The organism is Peribacillus aracenensis (assembly GCF_025175645.1).
In the GTDB taxonomy this organism is placed as follows: Bacteria; Bacillota; Bacilli; order Bacillales; family DSM-1321; genus Peribacillus; species Peribacillus aracenensis.
In genome coordinates this window covers 13304-35390 of record NZ_JANZMJ010000046.1, presented here as the reverse complement: position 1 = coordinate 35390, position 22087 = coordinate 13304, and the positions used below count along the sequence as shown (strand labels likewise).

The window sequence follows — 22087 nt, the reverse complement described above, 5'->3', positions numbered from 1 at the left end:
CGAAATTTGTCGGATTCAATATCTTTACGTTGATTAAACTTCTAAAAGAAGAATTGATTCTTGCTTTCTCTACTGCAAGTTCAGAAGCGGTTCTTCCGAAAATCATGGAAAAAATGGAGAAAGCGGGATGTCCGAAACATATTGCTACATTTGTAATTCCGACTGGATACTCCTTTAACCTTGATGGTTCTACATTATACCAAGCGTTAGCAGCTATCTTCATCGCTCAAATGTACGGCATCGATTTAAGCGCGTATGAGCAAATTACGCTAATGCTAGTGCTAATGATCACGTCCAAGGGGATTGCCGGTGTACCAGGTGTATCTTTCGTAGTTCTTTTAGCGACATTGGGAACTGTCGGCATTCCTATTGAAGGCCTAGCATTTATTGCCGGTATCGACCGTATTCTTGATATGGGACGTACAGTAGTAAACGTTATCGGTAATTCACTTGCGGCAATCGTCATCTCTAAATGGGAAGGTCAATTTAATAAAAGAGAAATAGTAAACAGTATGAATCATTTAAATGAAGAAATTTCATAATATTTATAATTTACGTTCTTTTTGTGGACCTATAGATTAAATTAAATAATTTTTTAAGGGGGAGAAATTTTTGAAGTATCTATTAAGATTTACTTTAGTTATTATTAGTTTTTTTTGCTTGATTACACCAGCATTTGCTAGCGTGCCTGGAGTAGATAAATCAATGAAAAAAGGAGCAACAAAAGGTATAGTTTCAGTTTCTCATCCTTTAGCTGCTGAAGCCGGTAAAAGGATTTTAGAGCAAGGGGGAAATGCAGTTGATGCAGCTGCAGCTATTCAGTTATCTTTAAATGTTGTTGAGCCAATGATGTCTGGAATTGGCGGCGGTGGTTTTATGATGATTTACAATAAAGATAAAAATAAAATAACAATGATTGACAGTCGAGAAATGGCTCCTCAGAATGTAAAACCTGACTTATTTTTAGATAAAAGCGGCAAGCCCATTCCTTTTAGTGAACGTCATACAACTGGAAAAGCAGTAGCTGTTCCAGGAACACTAAAGGGAGTTGAAACAGCTCTTAATAAATATGGAACTATGAAACTATCTCAAGTTATTGATCCTGCCATTCAACAAGCTGAGAAAGGTGTTAAGGTCAACTGGGCTACGGCTCAATATATCGACGAAAATAAAGAAAAACTTCAGAAATATCAAACAGCAGCAGACGTATTTGTTCCGCATGGTAAACAATTAAAGGAAGGAGATATCCTTGTTCAACCGGATCTAGCAAAGACCCTTAAATTAATTCAAGCAAAAGGACCCAAAGCATTCTATACAGGTAAAATTGGAAAAGCTCTTGTAAAAGAAGTTCAAAAACGTGGTGGAACAATGACAGAGCAAGATTTAAAAAACTATGTGGCCAAAGAACGAAAACCTATTGAGTCAAATTATCGAGGCTTTAAAGTTGTAAGTGCTGCTCCACCGAGTTCTGGCGGTTTAACTGTTCAACAAATACTAAAGTTAATGGAAGGTTATGATGTGCAAAAAATGGGAGTTAATTCGCCCGAATATCTCCAACATTTAACCGAAGCGATGCACTTAGCTTATGCTGATAGAGCAGCTTATGTGGCAGATGAAGATTTTTATGATGTACCAACAAAAGGACTTTTAGATGAAAGATATATAGAAGAAAGAAGAAAGCTTATTAATCCAGAGAAGGCTACTGCTGATGTAAAAGAAGGAGATCCATGGAAATATGAAGGCAAGAAATCCTCTTCTCAAGTGACAGTAAAAGAAGAACATCCTATTGGACAAACAACTCACTTTTCTGTTATAGATAAATGGGGAAATATGGTTTCTTATACAACAACTATTGAACAAGTATTCGGATCTGGTATCATGGTTCCCGGTTATGGATTTATGTTAAATAATGAGATGACAGATTTTGATGCTACACCAGGTGGTGTTAACCAAGTAGAGCCAACGAAGCGCCCAAGAAGCAGCATATCTCCAACCATTCTTCTAAAGGACGAGAAACCTTTTATGGCTATTGGTTCTCCGGGGGGACCCACTATTATTGCATCAGTAGTTGAAACAATTATAAATGTTATTGACCATAATATGCCAATACAAAAAGCGATTTTAACGCCTCGTATTTACTCAGCAGGATATCCAACTATTAGGTGGGAACCAGGAATTGATCAAAATACGAGATTAGAATTAATGGCAAAAGGAAATGTATTCGAAGAAAAGCCTGAAAATATCGGGAATGTACAGGCAGCTATCCTTGATTACGAAACTGGAAAAATGTACGGAGGAGCAGACAATACCAGAGAGGGAACCGTTTTAGGTGTAGATAGAATATCGTATACATCTAAAAAGCCAAAAGAAATAAAAGAGGAGGAAAAAGGACCTTTCACCTTTAAAGTAAACGGTTATGTTTACCCTTACCAAGCTAATCAGATGAAGATAGTAGATGGAAAACCATACATTCAATCAGATAAATTATTACTTGGTCTAGGTGTTATTTACTCAAGGGATTTAAAGACATATAAGACAAATAAAAATTCTTATTTATCTGTTATAAAAACGGCAAAAGCATTAGGTTATAAGGTAGATTGGAATGAGAAGGATAAAGTTATACTTTTAGAAAAGGACTTGTCTAATTATGACAATCCAAATGATGATGAAGACGGCGATATTATTACAAACTAATAATTAGTTCTAATGCGAAAGACATTTTTTAGAATTACAGCATGTCATCTTTTATAGTATAGAAATAATTAGTAAAAAGGGTTCTGGTGCAAATACTGTATTTGTTTAAAAAAGGCATATAGATTCTTAACTGAGTGATATTATCCCATCTAAGTAAACTGCAATTTTATTAACTGGCATTACTTTTGCAGTAACACAATTCTTAAGCTCTAACTTTCTTGGACCGGAACTTCCGGATATTTTAAAGGGATGAAACCGAAGGCAAAAGAAAAGAAGCCTTTTGATGCTGCTCTTGTGTTGCAAGATGATGGATCGATTGGATTTGAATGTGCTCAATCAAAATAACAAACTTAAAATCCCTATCACATAGATAGGGGTTTTTTGCTGTTGCTTATATATATTCAACGAAAGACGGAATGCGTAGCTAATTTATAGTAAAAGATTTAAGACTTATAGACAGAGGATGATACATACATATTGTTAATTAGTTATGCGAGGGTTTCAACTACTGGCCAAGGTTTGGAAACGCAAAAGGAAATATTAATGATAACACGATTCTGGTTACTTTTTATCCAAAAATAATGGAAAGTCTATCAGTTCAAAGGAACCAAAAAGGAGTTGGCCCCGTAAGGCCAACCCCTTGCAAACCGTCATTTTATTGTAAGCGTTACAGAATTATAGTTTTTCCCGTTACCAAGTGGATTGTAGTTTTTTTCAATGTTTCCTGCGGCGTCCACAGTGAAATAATTGATGGTTGTTGTCTTTTCAATTTTTAATGTTTCTGCAAATTCACGGGTGCCGCTTAATTTAATTTTAGCTGATTGGAAGGTTGGGCGGCTGCCGTCAAGCGTATAATAAATGGTGGCTGGCTCACTTGTTTCAATCTTAACATCAACCGGACCTGTGTATTTACCGTTTCCAGGTGTAGCCTTTGAGGAAGGCGGCTGATGGTCTTTTGCACTGTTGTAGGCTACTTTAATTAAGCCAATCAACCCATTGGCAAATTCCATTGCTTCTTCATGACCTTCTACAAAGGCTGGCTGGAATCCAACCGCCTGCCATCTTTTTGTATCCTTATTCCATAAATCTGCCCCTACTTCGAAGTTCCAGGCATAAATCCCCTTTTCATACCATAGGTAGTCCGCAGAGTTACCTGCAGCAGAATATAGTACGTCAGGAATTGGACCTGTACGGCTAGGCAGAATGACCGTTCCGCGGTGGTCTTGAATATCATTTAAGATGTTATCAGAAGCTGCCCAGTAAAACGCTTCTTCACCAGCTGATGGGCGTGGCAGTGTTGTACGTTTTGAATCGTAAGCACCAGGGGACCACATGAAGTAGCCGCCATAACTATGAATATTCATTGCAAACTTAATATTTGGGTTTTTGTCAGCAAGCCAGACTAGGTTTCTTCCTTCAGGCTCAGAGTTTTCAGCTGGTCCAGCGTAAGTTTCTCCCGTACAACTTGTACCTCCGCCAATATAGCCATCAAAAACGGAGCCAACGGAATGGTTGCGGTTAAGGTCAACTCCCCAATTATTACGGTACCCAGGGTCAGAGGCAGTGGGACCACAGTGATTGGTCATATTCTTACGCTGCATATTGTAATCATTGAAGCTGTAATTGGCACCGTCAGGGTTTACTGAAGGTACAAGGAATATATCAAGATTATCGACAAGCTTTCTTGTCTCACTATCTTGACTATAGTTTCGCAGTAGTCTTTCCGCCGTTTCGATTGTTACGAGTGGGGTCACCCATTCACGGGCATGCTCCTGAGCATATCCAAGAACACCTGGTTTAGAACCGTCTCGATGCTTGCCGATTCGGATCGCTTTTACTGTAAAAGGATCACGGGAAACATCTGCCCCTGCTTTCAAGCCGTCAGTTAATATCGCAGCATTCGTAGTTGGTGCGACAACACCAGCACCAGCATTACCGCGGTATGTAGTCGCAGTGACAAGTTGGCTAGCATTCTCATTCAGTGCTTTAACCACTTGTGCGGCAGTACTTGTTGCCTTTCCTGACGAATCAGTAGCTAAATCTACTAAAATCTTGGTACCATCCACAGTCACTTTTAGTGGTGAATTATTGGTTCCCGGATTCTTGAATTCTATCGATACATCATTCCCGCCTTCATGCCCCCATGCTTTTGAGGAAACAACAACTGCGGGATTGGTCGTGCCGCCGATAGTTGCTTGGGCAAGCCGTCTGTAACCATTTGTTTTATTTGGCATATCAATGATTTCTACCAAGTTCGGGAATTCTTTTGCAAGTTTTTCGGCACGTTCATATAATTCATTTGGTGCCATATAGTGGTCAACAAAATCGGTAACATAATCTGTTTTTGGATGTTTCGGCTCTTTCCCTAACCATTCAGTAACGGTGCTCGTAGCTGTTCCTCCAAGATTACTTTCAATTTTAACAGATGAAGGAATGGCGCTAACTGGTAGAAGCAAATAGTGATATAAATATTCACTGTAATCTACCAATCTAGAAAGTGTAGCAGATTTTTCCTCACCGTTCTCGGTCCAAGTTGCTTTAAGTGCTGTGCTAGCAGTCGCACCGGCGCTTGACTTCACTTCGAGATATAGGAAGGTTCCTGATTGATTGGTAAAATGGTTTGCCCTAAGGACTTTAAGTGTATCCTCGGAAGCTGCCAGACTGGCTTGCAGCTGGGCAGTAGATTGCCGCTCTGCCACGCGTGTGTTCCATTGGTTTTCGGTGATCAGGGTCTCTTTTACATTGATGCCAAAGGTCTTTAACATGGCAATTTCTGTTGGTGTGACAACGGCATCCACTTCATAGACTCCGTCGTGTGCTTCGATTCTGTGGGTAAGGTCAATGCCAAGCTCAAGGAGCTTCTCCTTTGCCTTATCATTTGGTACTACAAGTTGAACAATTGAGACCGATTCTTCCTTAGGAATCGGCTGGTCAGGCTGTTCGACCGCTGCAACCGGAATACTTAGGCCTGGATAAAATGTAGAGAACACTAGTCCGGTTATGGCAGTCATCACCACTAAATTCCTTTTCCATTTCTGCTTTTTCTGTTTTGTCAAAAACTGCACCCCCATAATGCTAGAAATTTTAATACAAGCTTATTGTAAATTGAATGTACTTAATTTCTTGTCATAAAATCAGAGGCAGTAAAAAATCCGCTCTACAAAAATTTTATTGAGAAAACATAATACTTAATTTTAGAAGATTAAATTTTAGGTTGTTTTTCCTATTTAAAAAGTACTATTCCACCTGAAAAATCTAGTGATTTTAGGAGTACAAAATTACTAGATTTTATTCCGTTATAATTTCTATAAATCGTATATTAATAATCAACTGTTTTTATTGTTTAATTTTGTTGCTTTTTGTTTTTTTTGTAAAAGGAAAGTTGTAATATATTTCATGTGAGCTACGGCTCTATTGTTAAAAACCATTAAATGCCTATCAACCTTTGTGCCAGTCCAACATTTACTAAAGAAACAAGAATTATCATGAATAGGAATGATGGGGAATGGCAAAAACAAATACTCAACTGAAACAAAACAGGGTATTAAGAAAATGCCAGAGCAAAAACTCATAGATAGCAGCCTTCATATCATTAAAGCATTTAATCGTATAAATGAAGTAGTAATAGAAGTGGAAGAGAAGATCCATTTGGAGAGGCTCTTTTTTTAAGTATGCCTAGAATTGAATAAAGAGCGTGGAAAAAGAAAATAAAAGGATTGTCTGTTGAAGAGGAAAAGCCCCACTCAATTGAGTAGGAATAAATATATACATTAGTAGTCCTTTTTTGTCCTCCAATGTTTTATGACGCATTTAAAACATTTAAGTCAAACTACTTAAAAACATTGATTAAAGCCTTTTTTTAAACACTATTTGTTTCTATTATATATAAAAATGAATGGGCGTTATGAATCTTGATATGAATGGGTTTATAAGATTGATTTAACATTGGTGTCCGAAAAAGTAACCAGTATTAACTGGAAAGATAAGAAGAGAGGCTTTTCATTAGGTTATTGAACTTAATAGATAACTTAGAGGTGTGATGATTTTTTGTTGGATATTTATGTTAATATCATTTTAAAGATTGTGAAGAAGTGTACTAAAACTAAAGGGGCAGGATAGTTTAAGTGTAATATTTCACAAAATATTAAAAAAAGCCGATCCTCCTAATTAGGAAGATCGGCCTCTATTGCAGGGAACAACGTTTATTTGAAATTAAGTTTTTACATCATGTTAGTTTAATTAAATATTTTGTGCTTGGGTTTCTTCGCTTAAGCGTTTATTTCCTTTATAGATAAAAATAAGGGAAATAATCATAAATAGTAATGCGAATGCACGTTTAATATCTAATTCTATGACTAAACTATTGAACCATCCAAAATGATCAATAATTACACCAATCACAAGTTGACCAGCTATACCAGCAATATTAGCTGCGATAACCCCAATTCTTGGAACTGCCATCACAGTCAGAAGTAAATACATAGTGCCCAAAAATGCTGCACTTAACTGCCATTTAGGTGCTTCTAGAAGTGCAAGTACATTTCCACTACCAAAAAATAAAATGAAAATGGTAAGAAACATTGTTCCAGTGAGAAAGGTTAAAAATGTTGTTTCAATTGTTCCAGCTTTTCGACTAAATGTTCCATTGATAGATGATTGTGCGCTTAATGTGATACCGCCAATCAATGTAAATAAAATCATAAATAAACCCATAATTATAGACCTCCTAGTTTATTAAAATAAGTGCGATAATCATTGAAATAACTGCAAAAATCTTTTCCTTATTAATCCTGGTTTTCTTACTACCAAGCCAACCAAAGTGTTCAATAATCATACTCATTACTAATTGTCCGATTATTACCGCAACCATTGTTATACCAACACCCACAAATGGGACACTTACAACAATGGAGGTTAAATAAACAACACCCAAGACACCTCCAAGTAATGACCATTTAGGTGCTTCAAGTGTATAGGAAAGCTTACCTTTTCCAAAAAAGAGCCATAACAGCCCCATGATTATCGAACCCATAAAGAAGTTATAAAAACTTGTTTCTATTTGTCCAATTGTTTTTCCTAGTTCACCATAGATAGCTCCTTCAAAGCTAAGTGCTGCTCCAGCCAATAGGGCTAGTAAATAAAATATAAAACGCATAGATAAAATCTCCTTTTTTGTATAATTAAATATCTAGAAAAGTAGATATAATTTGTTAAAAAACAGAAATCCAACATAAATTAGATCTCTGTTTTAAAATATTTAGCTAACTGTTGAATAAATTCTTCATTGCGCCTGTAGTATGTCCATTGTCCATGACGAATCGATTCAAGTAGACCAGATTTTTGCATCATGTTTAAGTAGCTAGAAACGGTAGATTGAGAAACTTTGGCTTTTTCTTGAATATCCCCAACACATACTCCGCCTTTGTAACTTACCTCCTTTGGTAGGTGAGCGCCTTGTTTTGGGAAATGCTTCTCGGGTTCCTTTAACCACTCTAGGATATTGAGTCTTGTTTCGTTAGATAACGCTTTGAATACATTAATTGGTTCCATGGGTGTAATTGTATATCTGGATTTCTCGATATGTCAAGCTGAAGAAAAAAAAAATTAGCATTTGAAATAGATTAAAGATGATAAAACTATCTGATTTCTTTAAGCTTACAATCATTAACAATCTACGGCAGCTCTTTTTCTTGTTCAACTATCGGGGCAGTTTAGTTCAAGAAGGATTATCTTAAGATTAAAGTGAATTACTTATTATAAAAACTTTGTATAACTCAATAAGAGAGAGAATAATGGATGTTCCAGAAGAATTAGACCTAATTTCTGTATTTGGAGCTATTCCAAAGAGGAAAGATGAGACAGCTGCTTTTTATTACGACACATCAACATTTGTTTTAGAAAATGAAAAAGAAAAATATGAGATTATCCTTTCCCCTTTTTATCACGAATTTAGTTTAAGTGTTAAGGAAATGAAAACAAATAAAGTATTGTCATATATTGAATTACTTTCTGTTAATAAAATTGAGATTGTGGAAGACAAAAAGGAGCATTCAAAAATTCGTTTGTTTCACGGCGATTCGGACAGATATGTAAATATTATCGAAATAACTTTAAAGCCTAGATTCCATGTGATTTTCAGAGAACAATATTGTTGATTTTTTTCACTAACGGGTGCGTTAGCTGAAGTCCGGAGCTGTCTTTAAGGCAGCTCTTTTCTTCGAACGGCTTTTCGGTTAAACCTACTATACTTGAGAAAATGTTATGATTTTCTGAATAATTGATAATTTTAAAAGCTATCTCAATACTTTTTTCTAAATTCCCCCAGACCATGATTTTCTCACGATTCAAAAAAAGTGAAAAGGTGCATGGAAGATGACATTAATCATTAGAAGGACGTTTATTCTGAGGGGTGGGAGGTAGCTGGTTCACAGAGACAACACTATCCGTCATTTTAGTTGGTTTTTCCCAAAATTGCTCGTTATTTGGTAAGTCATCAAACCAGGAAGCAGTTGGTGGACAGTCCAAAATCATCAACTTTCCATAAACACCATCACGCGATTGGTGATATTTAAGATATGCCTTTCCATTCTCAATCGCGAGAATTTCAATTTTTCCAGAAGTATGACTCATAACTAATTTGACTCGTTTGCCGAGGCCAGAGGTTTTGGCCTTCGCTTTCTCCACTATTTGATATACCTGTTCCAATGGTAGAACAAACGAAGAGTTTCCGGCTACAGGGCGATTTACAAAGAAATAGTAAGGATTCACTCCTGCCCAAGATAGTTTATCTAACAGATTAGCGAGAACAGTTGGATCATCGTTTATTCCCTTTAGTACAGGAGTTTGATTTACAATGATTACTCCTGCTTCATGCAGGGCTTCAATAGCTTTAAGTGCATCGGATGTAATTTCACGGGGATGATTAATATGAGCCATTACATATATCTTTTTGTGCACAGAAGAGTGCTCTCGTAATAAATCTAATAGTTCTTTGTCTTCATATATTCTCATTGGATTAAATACAGGTATTTTTGAACCGATCCTAATAATTTGTACATGTTCAATATTACGTAAATTTTCAATAATCCAGCGTAACTTTGGAGTGCCTAGTATCAAAGGGTCTCCACCTGTAAGAAGAACATTATTAATCTCTGGTGTTTTTTTAATATATTCAAGTCCATCTGCCATATCTAATGACGCTTCTTTTACATCTGAACGAAACAAGCGCTTGCGAAAACAATATCTACAGTAGGCTCCACAGACTTCAGAAACCAAAAGTAAAGCGGTAGTAGAGTATTTATGCTGGCAACCTTGTACGACATAGTTGGTATCCTCATCTGATGCGTCCCATCTGCCGTATTCCAATAATTCCTCGGACGACGGAATTACCAGCTTGCGAAGTGGGTCTTGTGGATCAGACCAGTCTATAAGGTTTAAGTAGTATTCATTTAAGCGGAAAACAAATTTCTCCGAAACGGTTTGGAGTATTCTTTTTTCTTCTTCACTCAAGTGTTGAATATGACTAATATTCGTAATGTATTTAGGTTTCACCATCATTAAACACGCCCTCTATTAATTTAACATTTTTTCTGACATTTCCTCTTTTCTTTTCTCATAAAGGTATTTGGAAAATAATAGTGGGTTTAAGCACGATTTTTTAAACGTCTTCTTATCATAGGCTTTCATAAGGGAAACTTTGGCTGACTTGGAATTTGGTTCAATAAACCATATCTCTCCAGTTTGATCAATCCCAAAATCAATACCAATTTCTCCAAATTGCCCATACACTTTTTCTAAAGCATGATAAATTGTAATAAGAAATTCATTAATGCTTTCCATTAATTCATTTACCTTTTCCTCAGAATAATGAAGGAATTCCTTGAAAAAATACTCAATCGGATATGCTGAGGAATGAATGGTAATGGGCGATTTCGATTTCCCTATTCTTGCGGCAACTCCAATAATTTTTAGCTCTCCTTTGCCGTCTCTCTGTAATTCGGCACGGAAATCAACTATACTATCCTGTAATGTTAATAGATTAATAGCTTTCTGGATTATAAATTCTCTCTTACCATAAAACTTATGAATTTTTTGGACTAAATTATCCCATTTTTTTTCTTCGGCGATAACCATGTTATTACCATGGTAACCATATTCGAAGTGCCCATTTGGCTGCTTGCGGATTCGGAAAATCCATTTCCCCCGCCCACCTCGCACTCCTTTTAAATAAACTTCATTATTCTGTTTCAAAAATCTTTGTAAATCACTATCCTCTTTATACATGACTGAATACGGAAGATATTTGCTAACCTCTGGAATTTGACTTAGATCTTGGTATACTTCCCATTTATCAAAGTATGATTTTGAATTAAGCTTTATCACCTGATGTTCATCAAGTATATCTAATATATGTTCTGCAATAAATTTACTTGCCCCTCCGCCTGCACCGCGATTATAGAGAATATCAGGTAAAGGGTAATATGTTTGTTTCCATTTCTTCGAATCTTTATCAAAATATGTACCAAAGATTAACTTCTGCTTAAAATCAAAGTTTTTAAATGAGAAAAAAAATAGGGTCACACCTGCTTTTTTACTTGATTTTGCAAGTTGTAAAATTCGTGGATAGCTTTTCAATGTATCTTTTTGTTTATTTAAAGCTTTGATGATTGGATGGGGAATGAAGACACCAATAATAGGCCGTTTTAAAGTACTCAATTGTTTTGCCCTCCCGTATACTCTGACATTTTCCATGATATGCTTTTAAGGAAAAAAAGATTCTTATCAATTCAAATGTGTACTCGTATAAACCTGAAATAGGCGGACATTTTTGCTTGAAGAGTGATTGCTAAATGTATAAAAAACATTCCCAGGGCATAGTTATAAACGGCGAATATATACAAATTATATGAAGGGTGAAATTATGTCTATAACTAGGTCTAAGGCAAAAAGTAAGACTATGGTAGCTTACATTCTCCAGTCTTACGATAAAGCCAACATCTATCTCCCAGATACAATTTAAAACCCGATAGAGGAAGAAAATCAAAAGGTATCATTCGAATTCGTCAAAAAGAAGGGGTGTATTTAGTACGAAAAAGTAAAGAGGAATTGGAATATAAGTTCGATAGCAAGCCATCACTCTGGTCGTCTTTACTTGAATGGAACTCCCATGCTTGATATGTCATGTAGAACTCCTATCTTATTGGATTCGTTATTTACAGGTTTTCTTGATTCATAAGGTATTATATATTAATTTATCATCTAGGGGTCGTGATATATAGGCGGTAGGACAATATTCAGCAGAAAACGCATTGGGTATGGCAGGTATCTATTGATTAAAAATACCCAAGGCTTTACTGGAAAGGGGTCATCTATGGATATTCATAAACCATTTAACGATAAAATGAGAAAAACCTTAGTATTGCTCAATGATCCCCTAGTTAAGGATTATATTCCGGTGACGGATTGGTTCACTGAACGAAAGGCAAAAAAATTGATAAAAACCTATCCCAGTCTGTTTATTAAACCCAATAAAGGAAGAATAGGTATAGGCGTTATGCGTTTAAGAAGGATAGGAGACTCTCAGTATGAAGTTCACTATCAAGATAAGGCAGAAAAATATGAGACAATAGCTCAAGGATTAGCAGCTTTGAAAAAAAAGTTTAATCCATCAAAAAAGTATCTTATTCAACAGGGCATTGATCTTGCCACCGTTCTCGAACGTCCGTTTGATTTTCGAGTTGTCATGCATAAATTCAATGGAAAGTGGGAAAGATCGGGCTGGTGTGCAAAAATTTCACCTCCCAAAATGATTGTTACTAATCATGCTAAAGGAGGTATAATAATTTCCGCAGAACAAGCATTAGCAGCTAATAAAAGTAATTTTGATTATAATAAGGCACTAAATGAGTTAAATGAAGTATGTCACAAGATATGTTCGGTATATGATTCCCACTTTTCTTTTTGTAAAGTGGGTCTGGATATGGCTATTGATAAGAATGGACACATTTGGTTTATTGAAGCAAATACTTCACCAGATCAGGCCATGTTTCGTAAATTAGGAGATCAACGAATATATAAAGAGATAAAAAGTAAAGATTTACAAATCCGTAGAATAAGTAAGAAAATATTAAAAGATTTAAATCACAATTCAGAATAAGGGAATTCAGCAATTCTTAAAATTTAACTTTTAATAAAAAATCCTTTCACTAGGATTATGGTCTTATCCCGGTCAAGTAGACTGCGATAAAAAAGCCTAAGCAGCCAGTGTGTACCGGTATTCTACCAGAGCATACTGGTTTAGTTTTTTCTGAAACCCATCATGGTTGTATAACCAAATGCATTCTGCGAGGGGGAACATGGACAGTAAAAAGTTCCTTAACGGTCCCAGTATTGTACCGGGGCCATTTTCTTTAGTCCCCATTGGTAACGACTCATATTGTATTCTTCTATAACTCTATAAACTAAGGTGTACCGTAACTTAAATAATAAGTTTTTATAATCTTTGTTGTTGAATAAAATGATACATTGCCCCAATCATTCCTGCTTCATTTCGATGTTTACATAGTTCAACAGGAATCTTAATATCATTCCACCAAGGGAGACCGTCTAGTTGTTTATTTATAGTTGATAACAAATCCTGTTGGGAGGATACTCCGCCACTAATTAAAATTTTTTGTGGGTTTAAAGTTGCTGCTAGGTTGAAAATTCCATAACTAATATTTCTAGCCCATCCGTCAATAAGTTTTTTTACCGATTTACTTTTAGTGGCCTCTGAAAAAACGGTCTCCCCTTTAACATTTTCATATTCACTTATTCCCTTAAGTTTTTTATAGCTCCTAATTAAGGCAGAAGTTGAACCTGTGGAGTGCCATATATCACCGAAATTTTTCCCATTTGCTTGAGTAATCATAAAACCAAATTCACCGCCTCTAAATCTATGACCATGTAAAAGTTTACCGTCAACAAAAATCCCCCCTCCTATTCCAGTGCCAATTGTGACACATATAAAATCGGTACAATTTTGGGCATTACCGCTTGTTTTTTCTGCTATAGCAGCACAGTTTCCATCATTTTCAATTTCAACCCGTAGAGGAACTTTTGCTTCTAATAAATTCTTTAAATTCTGATTAATCAACGCGGTAACAGCACCACCTTGTTCTGAGTAACCTGTATTCGGGTTAATAAAGCCTGGTAAACTTATAGCTACACCCAACACATGATTATTTCTTAAGTACATATTAATTGTTTCTACCATTTTCATTATAAATTTATCCAGATTTGTACACGGGGTACTGTAACTGCCTTGTGAAAGAATGGTTCCGTTCTCTAATAAGAGCCCGTGTTTTACTTTTGTCCCGCCGACATCAAAAGAAATATACTTTTCCACTTACATTCCCCCTATACACCGTAGCTTTTATAAGAATATTAAGTAGGCTCGAGGAATTATCACCTCATTTATATTGAATACGATTCCTAATTTACCATAATAATAGTTCCCTCATCCGATGTCGGTTTTTGGTATTCTTTATGAATTTGTTTTAATACATCTTGAGGTAGTCGCATTAGATCTTTGTTCCTTGCTTTACATATTTCATAATCTGTATCCACTTGGTAAATTTCTAACGTAAGCCCAAATTCTTTAGCCACACGTCTCCATTGTTTACGACGCTTTCTTGTTCTGTTTGTGGTATCTACAATTACTTTATGACCACTTTTTAGCAACGACCTGACCATAAGTTCAGCTGTTTTCCACACTTGTGGTTCAGCCTCTGCTTTATAAATTTGACCATGTAAGGAAAGCCTGAGGTCATCAATAGATACACGTACCCATCCGTCGCTCTGTAGAACTTTAGCATATGTTGATTTACCGCTTAATGGGATTCCGCACATGATACCAAGTTTCACATTACATCTCTCCAAATCAGAAATTGCCCCGCCCACACTCAGATACTCTAAACCCATCTGAAAGCATGAATCAGTACATTACATTATAAAATGCGAACGATAGTTGATTTGAAAGGGGCAAATCAATCAATTATGTGAATAAAAAAAAATTATATATAGGAATTTTGGTTTAATATTATTTCCCACTATGTCTTTGTATTTAGTGTGTAATAAACGATTTAGAAACTTATGATTTAAAGCTGTGTCAAACCTGCTTCAAATTACGTATAGTATCATCAGCATTAGGATTGACCTTTTTATTAATAACAAGGTAGGTGAGTAGAATTTTGTTAGAAAAGGTTTCAATAATCATACCTTTCCAAACAGACAATGGCCCAAGAGCGGAAGCATTTAAATGGATTAAACAGTATTATGAACGTATCATGCCCGAAGCTGAATTATGCTTGGGTATAATCGATAACGATAAAATTAATAAATCCAAGGCTGTAAACTTAGCAGCTAAAAAAGCAACAAGAGAAATTTTTGTAATAGCTGATGCGGATATCGTTTATGACCCTAAACTTATAGTTAAAGCAATAGAGGCACTTAATGAAGCAGCATGGGTAGTTCCTTTTACTGAAATTTATGACATTGAAAGGTCAGGAACAGAAAGACTAATTCAAACAGAACCAACGTGGCCTTTTGATGTTAAATCTGAAGAATGTACCAAAGCAAATTGGATTTACACAGGATTTGCGGGAAAACTTATTGTCATACCCAAAGTGAACTTTGAGGCAGTCGGAGGGTTTGATGAACGGTTTAGTGGCTGGGGAGGCGAAGATGATGCTTTTTCACTTTCTGTCCAGACACTTTGTGGTAAATTAGCGAATGTTTCAGGAGAAATTTACCATGTGTGGCATCCTGTTTCAAACTACGGAACAAATCCAAATGGTAAAGCGAATCTAGAACTTCTCAACCGTTATAAACGCGCAAGTGGAAATAGAAAGGAAATGACCAATCTTATTTCTGAACGAAAGAATAATATAGAAAAGATACAAATTAATAATATTGAGGTTTTAAACAGCATTGCAAATGCACATATGACATCACCTAAAAGCAAAATTTGTTTTGCCATCCTTGTTCATGAAAAGAGAGAGTTAGTCGATCAACTAATTAAAAATGTCCGTTCTTTTTGCCCTAACAGTGCAATCGTCTTATACAACGGGGGATCTGATAGGACGCTTTGTGAAGGTCTAGGTGTTCCCGTTTGCCCCTCCAGTCGTAAATTAAAGTATGGGCATACTGCCATTTATTTTCTTGAAACGATGGAATGGTTGGAACAATTAGGGACTCAGTATGAATATTTTATTAATATTGACTCAGATGCTTTGTTTATCAAAAAAGGATATGAAGAATTCATTCAAAATGAAATGAAAGATACGGATTACATGGGGGTGGACTTTAGGGTTCCAAGTAAAGATTGGTATATTGGAAGGGAACTTGAGAAAGACGTTAATAGATGGAAGAAATTATTTAATATTAATCCTTTGTATGGAGTTTTCAATGTTGGACAGGTAATTTCGAGGCCTATTGTTAAAGCATTACTTGAACCAGAAAGGATGGGAAAGTTAAGAAAAGCTTTAATGGAAACTACTTCCTGGGGGATGGATGAGATTATCTTTGTAAATATGGCCAAGGAACTTGGATTCAGGCAAAAAAAATATCCAAACCCCCTGGACTCAGAGATGATACGTTATCGCCCTTACTTTACACTGGAAGAAATGATATACTACCATACTAAAAATAGCGGTTATCTATGTCATCCCATTATTCGAGACAAAGCTGACCCTGTCAGGAAATTAATCCAACATATTGAAAAGGGCCATGATTCAGATCTATATACAAACAAGGAATATCCATGGCATGAAGACAATCCAAATAATTATTCCATTTCGCTTCCGATAAAAGGCAAATTTGGTATTTTAGAGCTTGTCGTTCGCTCTGGTTCTGCTTTGACCCACTATTGGCAACCCCCGGGGGGGGAATGGTATAAATCTGAGATATTCGCTAGAGGTGTTACGGGAATTCCTATATTATTCGAAACTCATTCAGGTGTATTTGTGGTAGTATGCAAATTAATAAATGGTGAAGTTTGCTTTTGGTGGAGAGACAGCAATAACCAGAACAGCCCTTGGTATGGACCATCTGTTTTTCAGCTTGGGAATGTAAATCCGATAAAAGGAAGTGAATTTATTAAAGAGTAAATGCATTTGAGTATAAGTCATGCACTCGATACTCGATCAACATAATGGAGTTAGTATAGTTTCATGGACATATTTTAGTTAAGTCCTTACAAAAAGCTTTTAATATGGATCACAAGATAAGGAAAAGTTCCTTACCCTGATTATGAAAATGCTCATAATTTTGCTCAAGTCTTTTTCTCTTTTTTATTGGCTCTTTTCGTAAAGATTGTTGTTTTTAAAATGAAACGATTTTAGGTTGATTGGAGCGGAAGTGCGAGACTCCTGCGGAGCAGCAGGACAGGTGAGACCCGACAGGCGTTTACGCCGAGGAGGCTCACCGCCCGCCCCGCGGAAAGCGAGCATCTGGAGGGGAAATCAACCACATCTCACTACTTGGTAAATAGCAACAAAGTATGCGAAAACAGCCTTTTTATTAAAACCTCTTTTTTATTATTATTTATCTTAATGAATGGGCGGCATGATCCGCTAAATCCCTTAATAGAGGGGTTTAACAAGGATTCATAAATGAGTGCTCACCTAACATGTGTATATCTTTAAAGTTGAAGGCCCCCACAGTGTGGGGGGCTTTTTTCTTTGTTGAAAGGGAAACTTCATACAATCCACTTTCAACGAAAGATGTACATATAGTTCCAGGCGATGGGGGGAACAACCTACTATAGTCTTTTCAAGTTGAAGCCCATAGTTGTTGATGGTCAGGGACATTGAATAGTGGTAATAGTGATCTACTTTGATTGTGCGCATAATTTGGGGAAGCCCTGAGGAGTATCAGTATGTAAGGATTTTAGATATATTTATTAATTCAAATGTTATTGAACGGCATTAATGGAGATCGGAGCTGTCTTTAAGGAGGCTCTTTCTATATGCAACTATCGGTTCGGTTTAGTGCAATAAGGACTTTAAATGGCTATATAAAACAAAGTGAACCAGGTATTATTCTAAAAAAATAATGGATTTAAAAGCAAACTATTTTTTCATATGCTGCACACCTTTTCCACAGTAACCTTGGTTCTCCTATACCCGAATGTAAAAATGAATAAATATATTCCCTTTTTAAAAAAGTGATTTACAATCATTCGTTTTGTTGGTAAGATTTGTTTTAATAAATAATTTGAAAAATTCAGTTATTTATCGTTTTAAAACAGAAAATTTTAAAACTAAAAGGAGAGGTAAATAAAATGGAGGCAATTGATCACAATTTAAAGCCGAAAGTAAAAAAATTCTTGGAAGGATTTATCGGTCTTTATATTAATGGAGAATATGTACCAGCGGTTAGTGGAGTAACATTTGATGTCATTAACCCTGCTAATGAAGAAGTGATTGCACAAGTTAGCGAAGCACAAACAGAAGATATCGATATTGCAGTAAGAGCTGCAAGAAAAGCATTCGATGAAGGTGAATGGTCAGAAATGAAAGCGGCTACACGATCGCATCTTCTTTATAAGTTCGCAGAACTTTTGGAGGAAAACCGGGAAGAGCTTGCACAACTTGAGTCACTTGATAACGGTAAGCCATATAAAGTCGCATTAACAGATGATGTTGATGGGTCAATCCAGCACTTCAGGTATTACTCTGGTTTCGCAACGAAAATCCAAGGAAAAACGACACAAGTATCGCCGGAATATGTGAATTACACTGTGCATGAACCTGTTGGGGTTGTAGGCCAGATTATTCCTTGGAACTTTCCTCTTTTGATGGCTGCTTGGAAGCTGGGATCGGCTCTGGCTGTTGGTTGTACAGTGGTTATTAAACCAGCAAGTGAAACACCGCTTTCTCTACTCTATATAGCAAAACTGTTCAAAGAAGCTGGTTTTCCAGACGGCGTTGTTAACATCACTCCCGGCTCCGGTAGAGTTGCTGGAGAAGCAATTATCACACATAAAATGGTGGACAAATTGTCGTTCACTGGATCAACAGCTGTCGGAAAAGAAGTCATGAAGAAAGCTGCAGATCAAATTAAAGGAGTCACGCTCGAACTAGGTGGTAAATCACCAGCAATCATCCTAGAGGACGCCAACCTAGAAGAAGCGATTGAAGGGGCATTCAATGGAACGATGTACAACCATGGACAAAACTGTAGTGCTTGTACACGTATCTATGTTCATCGTAAACATTACGAACAGGTAGTGCAGGCATTGGCAGAACGTGTGAGCATGTTGAAACTGGGCCCAGGGATGGATCCGGAAACAGATATGGGTCCCCTCGTCTCAGCAAAACAGCAACAAACTGTTCTTGGCTACATCGAGCAAGGAAAAAGAGAAGGCGCACGTCTTGTTACGGGAGACGAAAAAGCATTTAATAAAGGCTATTTTGTTCAACCAGCGATTTTTGCGGATGTAGAAGATGACATGGTCATAGCGCGTGAAGAAATCTTTGGTCCAGTAATGTCGGTTTTGGTTTTTGATACTGTTGAAGAAGTTATTAAAAGAGCAAATGATAGTGATTATGGTTTAGCAGCCAGTATTTGGACAGAAAATATCAAAACCGGTCACTATATTTCCCGTAAACTACAAGCCGGTACAGTTTGGATTAATGATGTTGGTCTTGAATGGGAGTCAATGCCGTTCGGCGGTTACAAACAATCTGGCATTGGACGTGAAATGGGCGGAGAGTATGGCTTAGAAAACTACACGGAAGTGAAAAGTGTATATGTGAATATTAAACAAAAGTAGACTGTGAAATTTTAAATCATGTAAGTCCGTAATAGCTGCACACCTATTAGATAGAAGTAGTCTTTCCATGTATTTTATCAAGCATCTATTGGTAGAAATTCTATTTTATTAACATTTATGAGGAGGATAATTATGTATAAACCTTTTGGAATGATTCCAGCTTTGCCAACACCTATGAATGAGGATAAAAGTATTGATTTTAAAGGGCTTGAACAGCTAATAGAACATTTGGTAGATGGAGGAATGAACTGTCTTTTAGTTGGAGGAAGTACTGGAGAATACTCACTAATGAGCATGGAAGAACGAAAAAAAGTAATTAAATTTGTGTGTGAAACATCAAACGGTAGATTACCTGTTATGGCGGGTACAGGATGTCATCGAACAGAAGATACAATTGAACTTACTAAATACGCAGCCGAAGTTGGTGCAGATTGTGCTTTGGTCATTAATCCTTATTATATGACAACCAGTAGACAAGGAATCATTGATCATTACAAGGCAGTAGCGGAAAACTCTAGCATTGGAATTGTAATCTATCATTATCCAGATGCTACAGGCGTTGAACTTGATCCAGAATTGATTAATGAAATAAGTCATATAGATGGAATTGTCGGTATTAAAAATACTGCTGATGGACAGCATACCTCTAAGCTTATTGCATTGACAAAAGCCAATCCGAACTTTGCGGTACTTACTGGATTTGAACATTTAATCTTACCTACATTGGCATTAGGGGGACATGGTGCTATTGGAGTAGTCCACAACTTGGCTCCGAAAAAAATAGCAAAACTATATGATTTGATCGTAAATGAAAACAACTTAAAAGAAGCAACTAAATTAAATCAGGAATTGCTAGATTTATATAATGTTATTGAAGAAGAAACGATTCCAGGAACAGTAAAGGCAGGCTTGGAAGCACTAGGATTACCAGGAGGATCAAGTAGATTACCGTTAGTGCCTGCTTCCGAAACGTTCAAGTCAAAAATTGAAACAGTATTAAATGAATTAGGGGAACTAAGATTGAAACAACATTAATTGAATGAGGAGAATGATAAATACTGAAGATGGGAGGAAATCCAATGAAAGATGTAATTATAATAGGCGGTGGACTTGCTGGTTTGTCTGCTGCCTGGCGCCTTAAACACCATGATATTTTACTTTTAGAATCCGATGATCGTATTGGTGGGCGTGTACGATCTGAACGCCGAGGAGATTATTGGTTAAATTGGGGCGGACATTTATATGCTGGAGCTGGTTCAGCTACAGATGAATTATTTCAATCTGTAGGAATAACTGCATTACCTGTACCAGGAATTTTAACTGCAATGTCTTTGAATGGGAAGTTGCTTTTAGATGGTCCAGTTGAAATGTATCCATTTAGGGCCCCTATGGCATGGAAAGCTAGATTTGCAATGATACGTGCAGGTGCTAAAGTGCGTGCAGCTGTTATCAAGTATGGCAAAGTAGCAAAAAAACGTCCGGGAGAGGACTATAGAGTTCGACAACAACGAATTTTAGAATTTATGGGTGATCAAACCTTTGCCGAATTTACTGGTAAATTACCACCAGATGCAGATGCAATTTTTAGACCTACAGTTAGCCGTTCGACTGGCAGTCCTGAGACAATGACTGCAGGATCAGGTGTAGGATATTTCCACACTGTATGGAACAAAGATGATGGGTTAGGGAGAAATATTGTTGGGGGAGCATCAACGCTTACGAACACGATTGCAACAACATTAGGTGAACGGGCTCAACTACATGCAAAGGTTTCAGAAGTTCTTCAGAAGGAAGACTCTGTTGTCGTACACTATACTCAAAATGGCGTGAAGCATGTGGTGGAAGCACGTTATGCAGTCCTCGCTACTCCTGCCACAATCACAAAAAAAATAGCAAAAAACATTGACCCGGAAATCGCAGACGCTCTTGGTAAGGTTAAATATGGTCCACATGTTAGTGCAGCATTTTTAACAAATGAAACAGGACCTCAAGTTTGGGATAATGTATATTCTTTTGCTACGCCTAAAAGGTCATTTGACATTATTCTTCATCAATCTAATCTAGTCCGTTCAATTGAAACTGAGAGACAGCCAGGTAGTAGTCTTATGACATTTTCACCGGGGGAAAGTGGGCGGCGGTTAATTGATAAGTCTGATGAGGATATTATTCAAATATATTTGAAAGATTTAAATGAAATATTTCCTGGTTTTAGTGATCATGTAGTGGAGGCTCACGTAGAAAAATTTCCATTCGGATCAGCTTATATTTTCCCAGGTCGTGCAGAAATACAACCAGTTTTAACAAAATCTGCTGGTAGATTGTTCTTAGCAGGTGATTATTTAGGCTCCTATTATACTGAAACAGCTATTCAAACAGGATTCACTGCAGCCCAGGGTATTAATAGCTTCCTGGATTTCGAGCTTCCTGCATCCCAAAAGGAGCAGAAATTCAAGACTGTAGTTTCTAATTAATTACCATGGTTTTGTTGAGAGGATCAGTTAAACTCATTTTGAAATTACAGCCAAATCTTCGTCATTTCAGCAAGCGCTGCATTCGTTCATTCGCCGGAGTTCCTTT

The 22087-nt window shown here is 36.7% G+C and carries 16 protein-coding genes and 1 pseudogene; 9 read left to right on the top strand and 8 right to left on the bottom strand.

Annotated elements, in window-relative coordinates; genetic code table 11:
* The 3 genes and pseudogenes from N0M92_RS27115 to N0M92_RS27105 form a co-directional block, all read left to right on the top strand.
* Nucleotides 1–542 (top strand): cation:dicarboxylate symporter family transporter (locus tag N0M92_RS27115; protein WP_260288722.1); only part of this gene is annotated, 542 nt, incomplete at its 5' end.
* A 70-nt stretch (nucleotides 543–612) separates the two neighbouring features.
* Nucleotides 613–2694 carry a gamma-glutamyltransferase gene (gene ggt, locus N0M92_RS27110; RefSeq protein ID WP_260288720.1) on the top strand — a complete coding sequence of 694 codons (2082 nt, stop codon included), beginning with the start codon at nucleotides 613–615 and terminating at the stop codon, nucleotides 2692–2694.
* A gap of 160 nt (nucleotides 2695–2854) precedes the next feature.
* Nucleotides 2855–2938 (top strand): annotated as a pseudogene (locus N0M92_RS27105) (L-lactate permease); the annotation flags it as partial.
* Between the two features lie 406 nt (nucleotides 2939–3344).
* Here N0M92_RS27105 and N0M92_RS27100 read toward each other — a convergent pair.
* The 4 genes from N0M92_RS27100 to N0M92_RS27085 all read right to left on the bottom strand — a co-directional run bounded on the left by N0M92_RS27100 (nucleotide 3345) and on the right by N0M92_RS27085 (nucleotide 8244).
* Nucleotides 3345–5750: a M14 family metallopeptidase gene (locus N0M92_RS27100; protein WP_260288719.1), complete on the bottom strand. Its 2406-nt coding sequence runs from the start codon at nucleotides 5748–5750 to the stop codon at nucleotides 3345–3347.
* A 1183-nt stretch (nucleotides 5751–6933) separates the two neighbouring features.
* Nucleotides 6934–7407 carry a DMT family transporter gene (locus N0M92_RS27095; protein WP_260288718.1) on the bottom strand — a complete coding sequence of 158 codons (474 nt, stop codon included), beginning with the start codon at nucleotides 7405–7407 and terminating at the stop codon, nucleotides 6934–6936.
* Nucleotides 7408–7420: 13 nt separating this feature from the next.
* Entirely contained in the window at nucleotides 7421–7849 is a 429-nt protein-coding gene (locus tag N0M92_RS27090) for a DMT family transporter (RefSeq protein ID WP_260288717.1), read from the bottom strand.
* Between the two features lie 80 nt (nucleotides 7850–7929).
* Entirely contained in the window at nucleotides 7930–8244 is a 315-nt protein-coding gene (locus tag N0M92_RS27085) for an ArsR/SmtB family transcription factor (protein WP_260288716.1), read from the bottom strand.
* A gap of 242 nt (nucleotides 8245–8486) precedes the next feature.
* Here N0M92_RS27085 and N0M92_RS27080 point away from each other — a divergent pair, with 242 nt between their 5' ends.
* Nucleotides 8487–8849 (top strand): hypothetical protein, encoded by a 363-nt coding sequence (locus tag N0M92_RS27080; protein ID WP_260288715.1) that lies wholly within the window; start codon nucleotides 8487–8489, stop codon nucleotides 8847–8849.
* A gap of 223 nt (nucleotides 8850–9072) precedes the next feature.
* Here N0M92_RS27080 and N0M92_RS27075 read toward each other — a convergent pair whose 3' ends face one another.
* Nucleotides 9073–10248, bottom strand: coding sequence for a KamA family radical SAM protein (locus N0M92_RS27075; RefSeq protein ID WP_260288724.1), 1176 nt, complete (start codon nucleotides 10246–10248; stop codon nucleotides 9073–9075).
* Between the two features lie 18 nt (nucleotides 10249–10266).
* The gene (locus N0M92_RS27070; RefSeq protein ID WP_260288714.1) at nucleotides 10267–11409 is read right to left on the bottom strand and encodes a YheC/YheD family endospore coat-associated protein; all 1143 of its coding nucleotides are present in this window, start codon (nucleotides 11407–11409) and stop codon (nucleotides 10267–10269) included.
* Between the two features lie 655 nt (nucleotides 11410–12064).
* Here N0M92_RS27070 and N0M92_RS27065 point away from each other — a divergent pair.
* Nucleotides 12065–12850, top strand: a complete 786-nt coding sequence (locus N0M92_RS27065) for a YheC/YheD family protein (protein ID WP_260288713.1) — start codon at nucleotides 12065–12067, stop codon at nucleotides 12848–12850.
* 336 nt (nucleotides 12851–13186) lie between these two features.
* Here the strand turns inward: N0M92_RS27065 and N0M92_RS27060 are convergent, their stop codons facing one another.
* Nucleotides 13187–14080, bottom strand: coding sequence for an ROK family protein (locus tag N0M92_RS27060; RefSeq protein WP_260288712.1), 894 nt, complete (start codon nucleotides 14078–14080; stop codon nucleotides 13187–13189).
* Between the two features lie 86 nt (nucleotides 14081–14166).
* The gene (locus N0M92_RS27055; protein WP_192207573.1) at nucleotides 14167–14598 is read right to left on the bottom strand and encodes an AAA family ATPase; all 432 of its coding nucleotides are present in this window, start codon (nucleotides 14596–14598) and stop codon (nucleotides 14167–14169) included.
* A gap of 326 nt (nucleotides 14599–14924) precedes the next feature.
* Here N0M92_RS27055 and N0M92_RS27050 point away from each other — a divergent pair, with 326 nt between their 5' ends.
* The 4 genes from N0M92_RS27050 to N0M92_RS27035 all read left to right on the top strand — a co-directional run bounded on the left by N0M92_RS27050 (nucleotide 14925) and on the right by N0M92_RS27035 (nucleotide 21981).
* Nucleotides 14925–16841 carry a galactosyltransferase-related protein gene (locus N0M92_RS27050; RefSeq protein ID WP_260288711.1) on the top strand — a complete coding sequence of 639 codons (1917 nt, stop codon included), beginning with the start codon at nucleotides 14925–14927 and terminating at the stop codon, nucleotides 16839–16841.
* 1175 nt (nucleotides 16842–18016) lie between these two features.
* Nucleotides 18017–19510, top strand: a complete 1494-nt coding sequence (locus N0M92_RS27045; RefSeq protein WP_260288710.1) for an aldehyde dehydrogenase family protein — start codon at nucleotides 18017–18019, stop codon at nucleotides 19508–19510.
* A gap of 132 nt (nucleotides 19511–19642) precedes the next feature.
* Complete coding sequence (gene dapA / locus N0M92_RS27040) at nucleotides 19643–20545, top strand: 4-hydroxy-tetrahydrodipicolinate synthase (RefSeq protein ID WP_260288709.1); 903 nt, start codon at nucleotides 19643–19645, stop codon at nucleotides 20543–20545.
* 44 nt (nucleotides 20546–20589) lie between these two features.
* The gene (locus tag N0M92_RS27035) at nucleotides 20590–21981 is read left to right on the top strand and encodes a flavin monoamine oxidase family protein (protein WP_260288708.1); all 1392 of its coding nucleotides are present in this window, start codon (nucleotides 20590–20592) and stop codon (nucleotides 21979–21981) included.
* Nucleotides 21982–22087: the final 106 nt, after the last annotated feature.

What these genes read in the sequence shown, in the direction of transcription:
- N0M92_RS27095 (WP_260288718.1), bottom strand. Translation starts at nt 7,407, where the DNA reads ATGGGTTTATTTATGATTTTATTTACATTGATTGGCGGTATCACATTA.
- N0M92_RS27090 (WP_260288717.1), bottom strand. Translation starts at nt 7,849, where the DNA reads ATGCGTTTTATATTTTATTTACTAGCCCTATTGGCTGGAGCAGCACTT.
- N0M92_RS27085 (WP_260288716.1), bottom strand. Translation starts at nt 8,244, where the DNA reads ATGGAACCAATTAATGTATTCAAAGCGTTATCTAACGAAACAAGACTC.
- N0M92_RS27080 (WP_260288715.1), top strand. Translation starts at nt 8,487, where the DNA reads ATGGATGTTCCAGAAGAATTAGACCTAATTTCTGTATTTGGAGCTATT.
- N0M92_RS27075 (WP_260288724.1), bottom strand. Translation starts at nt 10,248, where the DNA reads ATGGTGAAACCTAAATACATTACGAATATTAGTCATATTCAACACTTG.
- N0M92_RS27065 (WP_260288713.1), top strand. Translation starts at nt 12,065, where the DNA reads ATGGATATTCATAAACCATTTAACGATAAAATGAGAAAAACCTTAGTA.
- N0M92_RS27045 (WP_260288710.1), top strand. Translation starts at nt 18,017, where the DNA reads ATGGAGGCAATTGATCACAATTTAAAGCCGAAAGTAAAAAAATTCTTG.
- dapA (WP_260288709.1), top strand. Translation starts at nt 19,643, where the DNA reads ATGTATAAACCTTTTGGAATGATTCCAGCTTTGCCAACACCTATGAAT.
- N0M92_RS27035 (WP_260288708.1), top strand. Translation starts at nt 20,590, where the DNA reads ATGAAAGATGTAATTATAATAGGCGGTGGACTTGCTGGTTTGTCTGCT.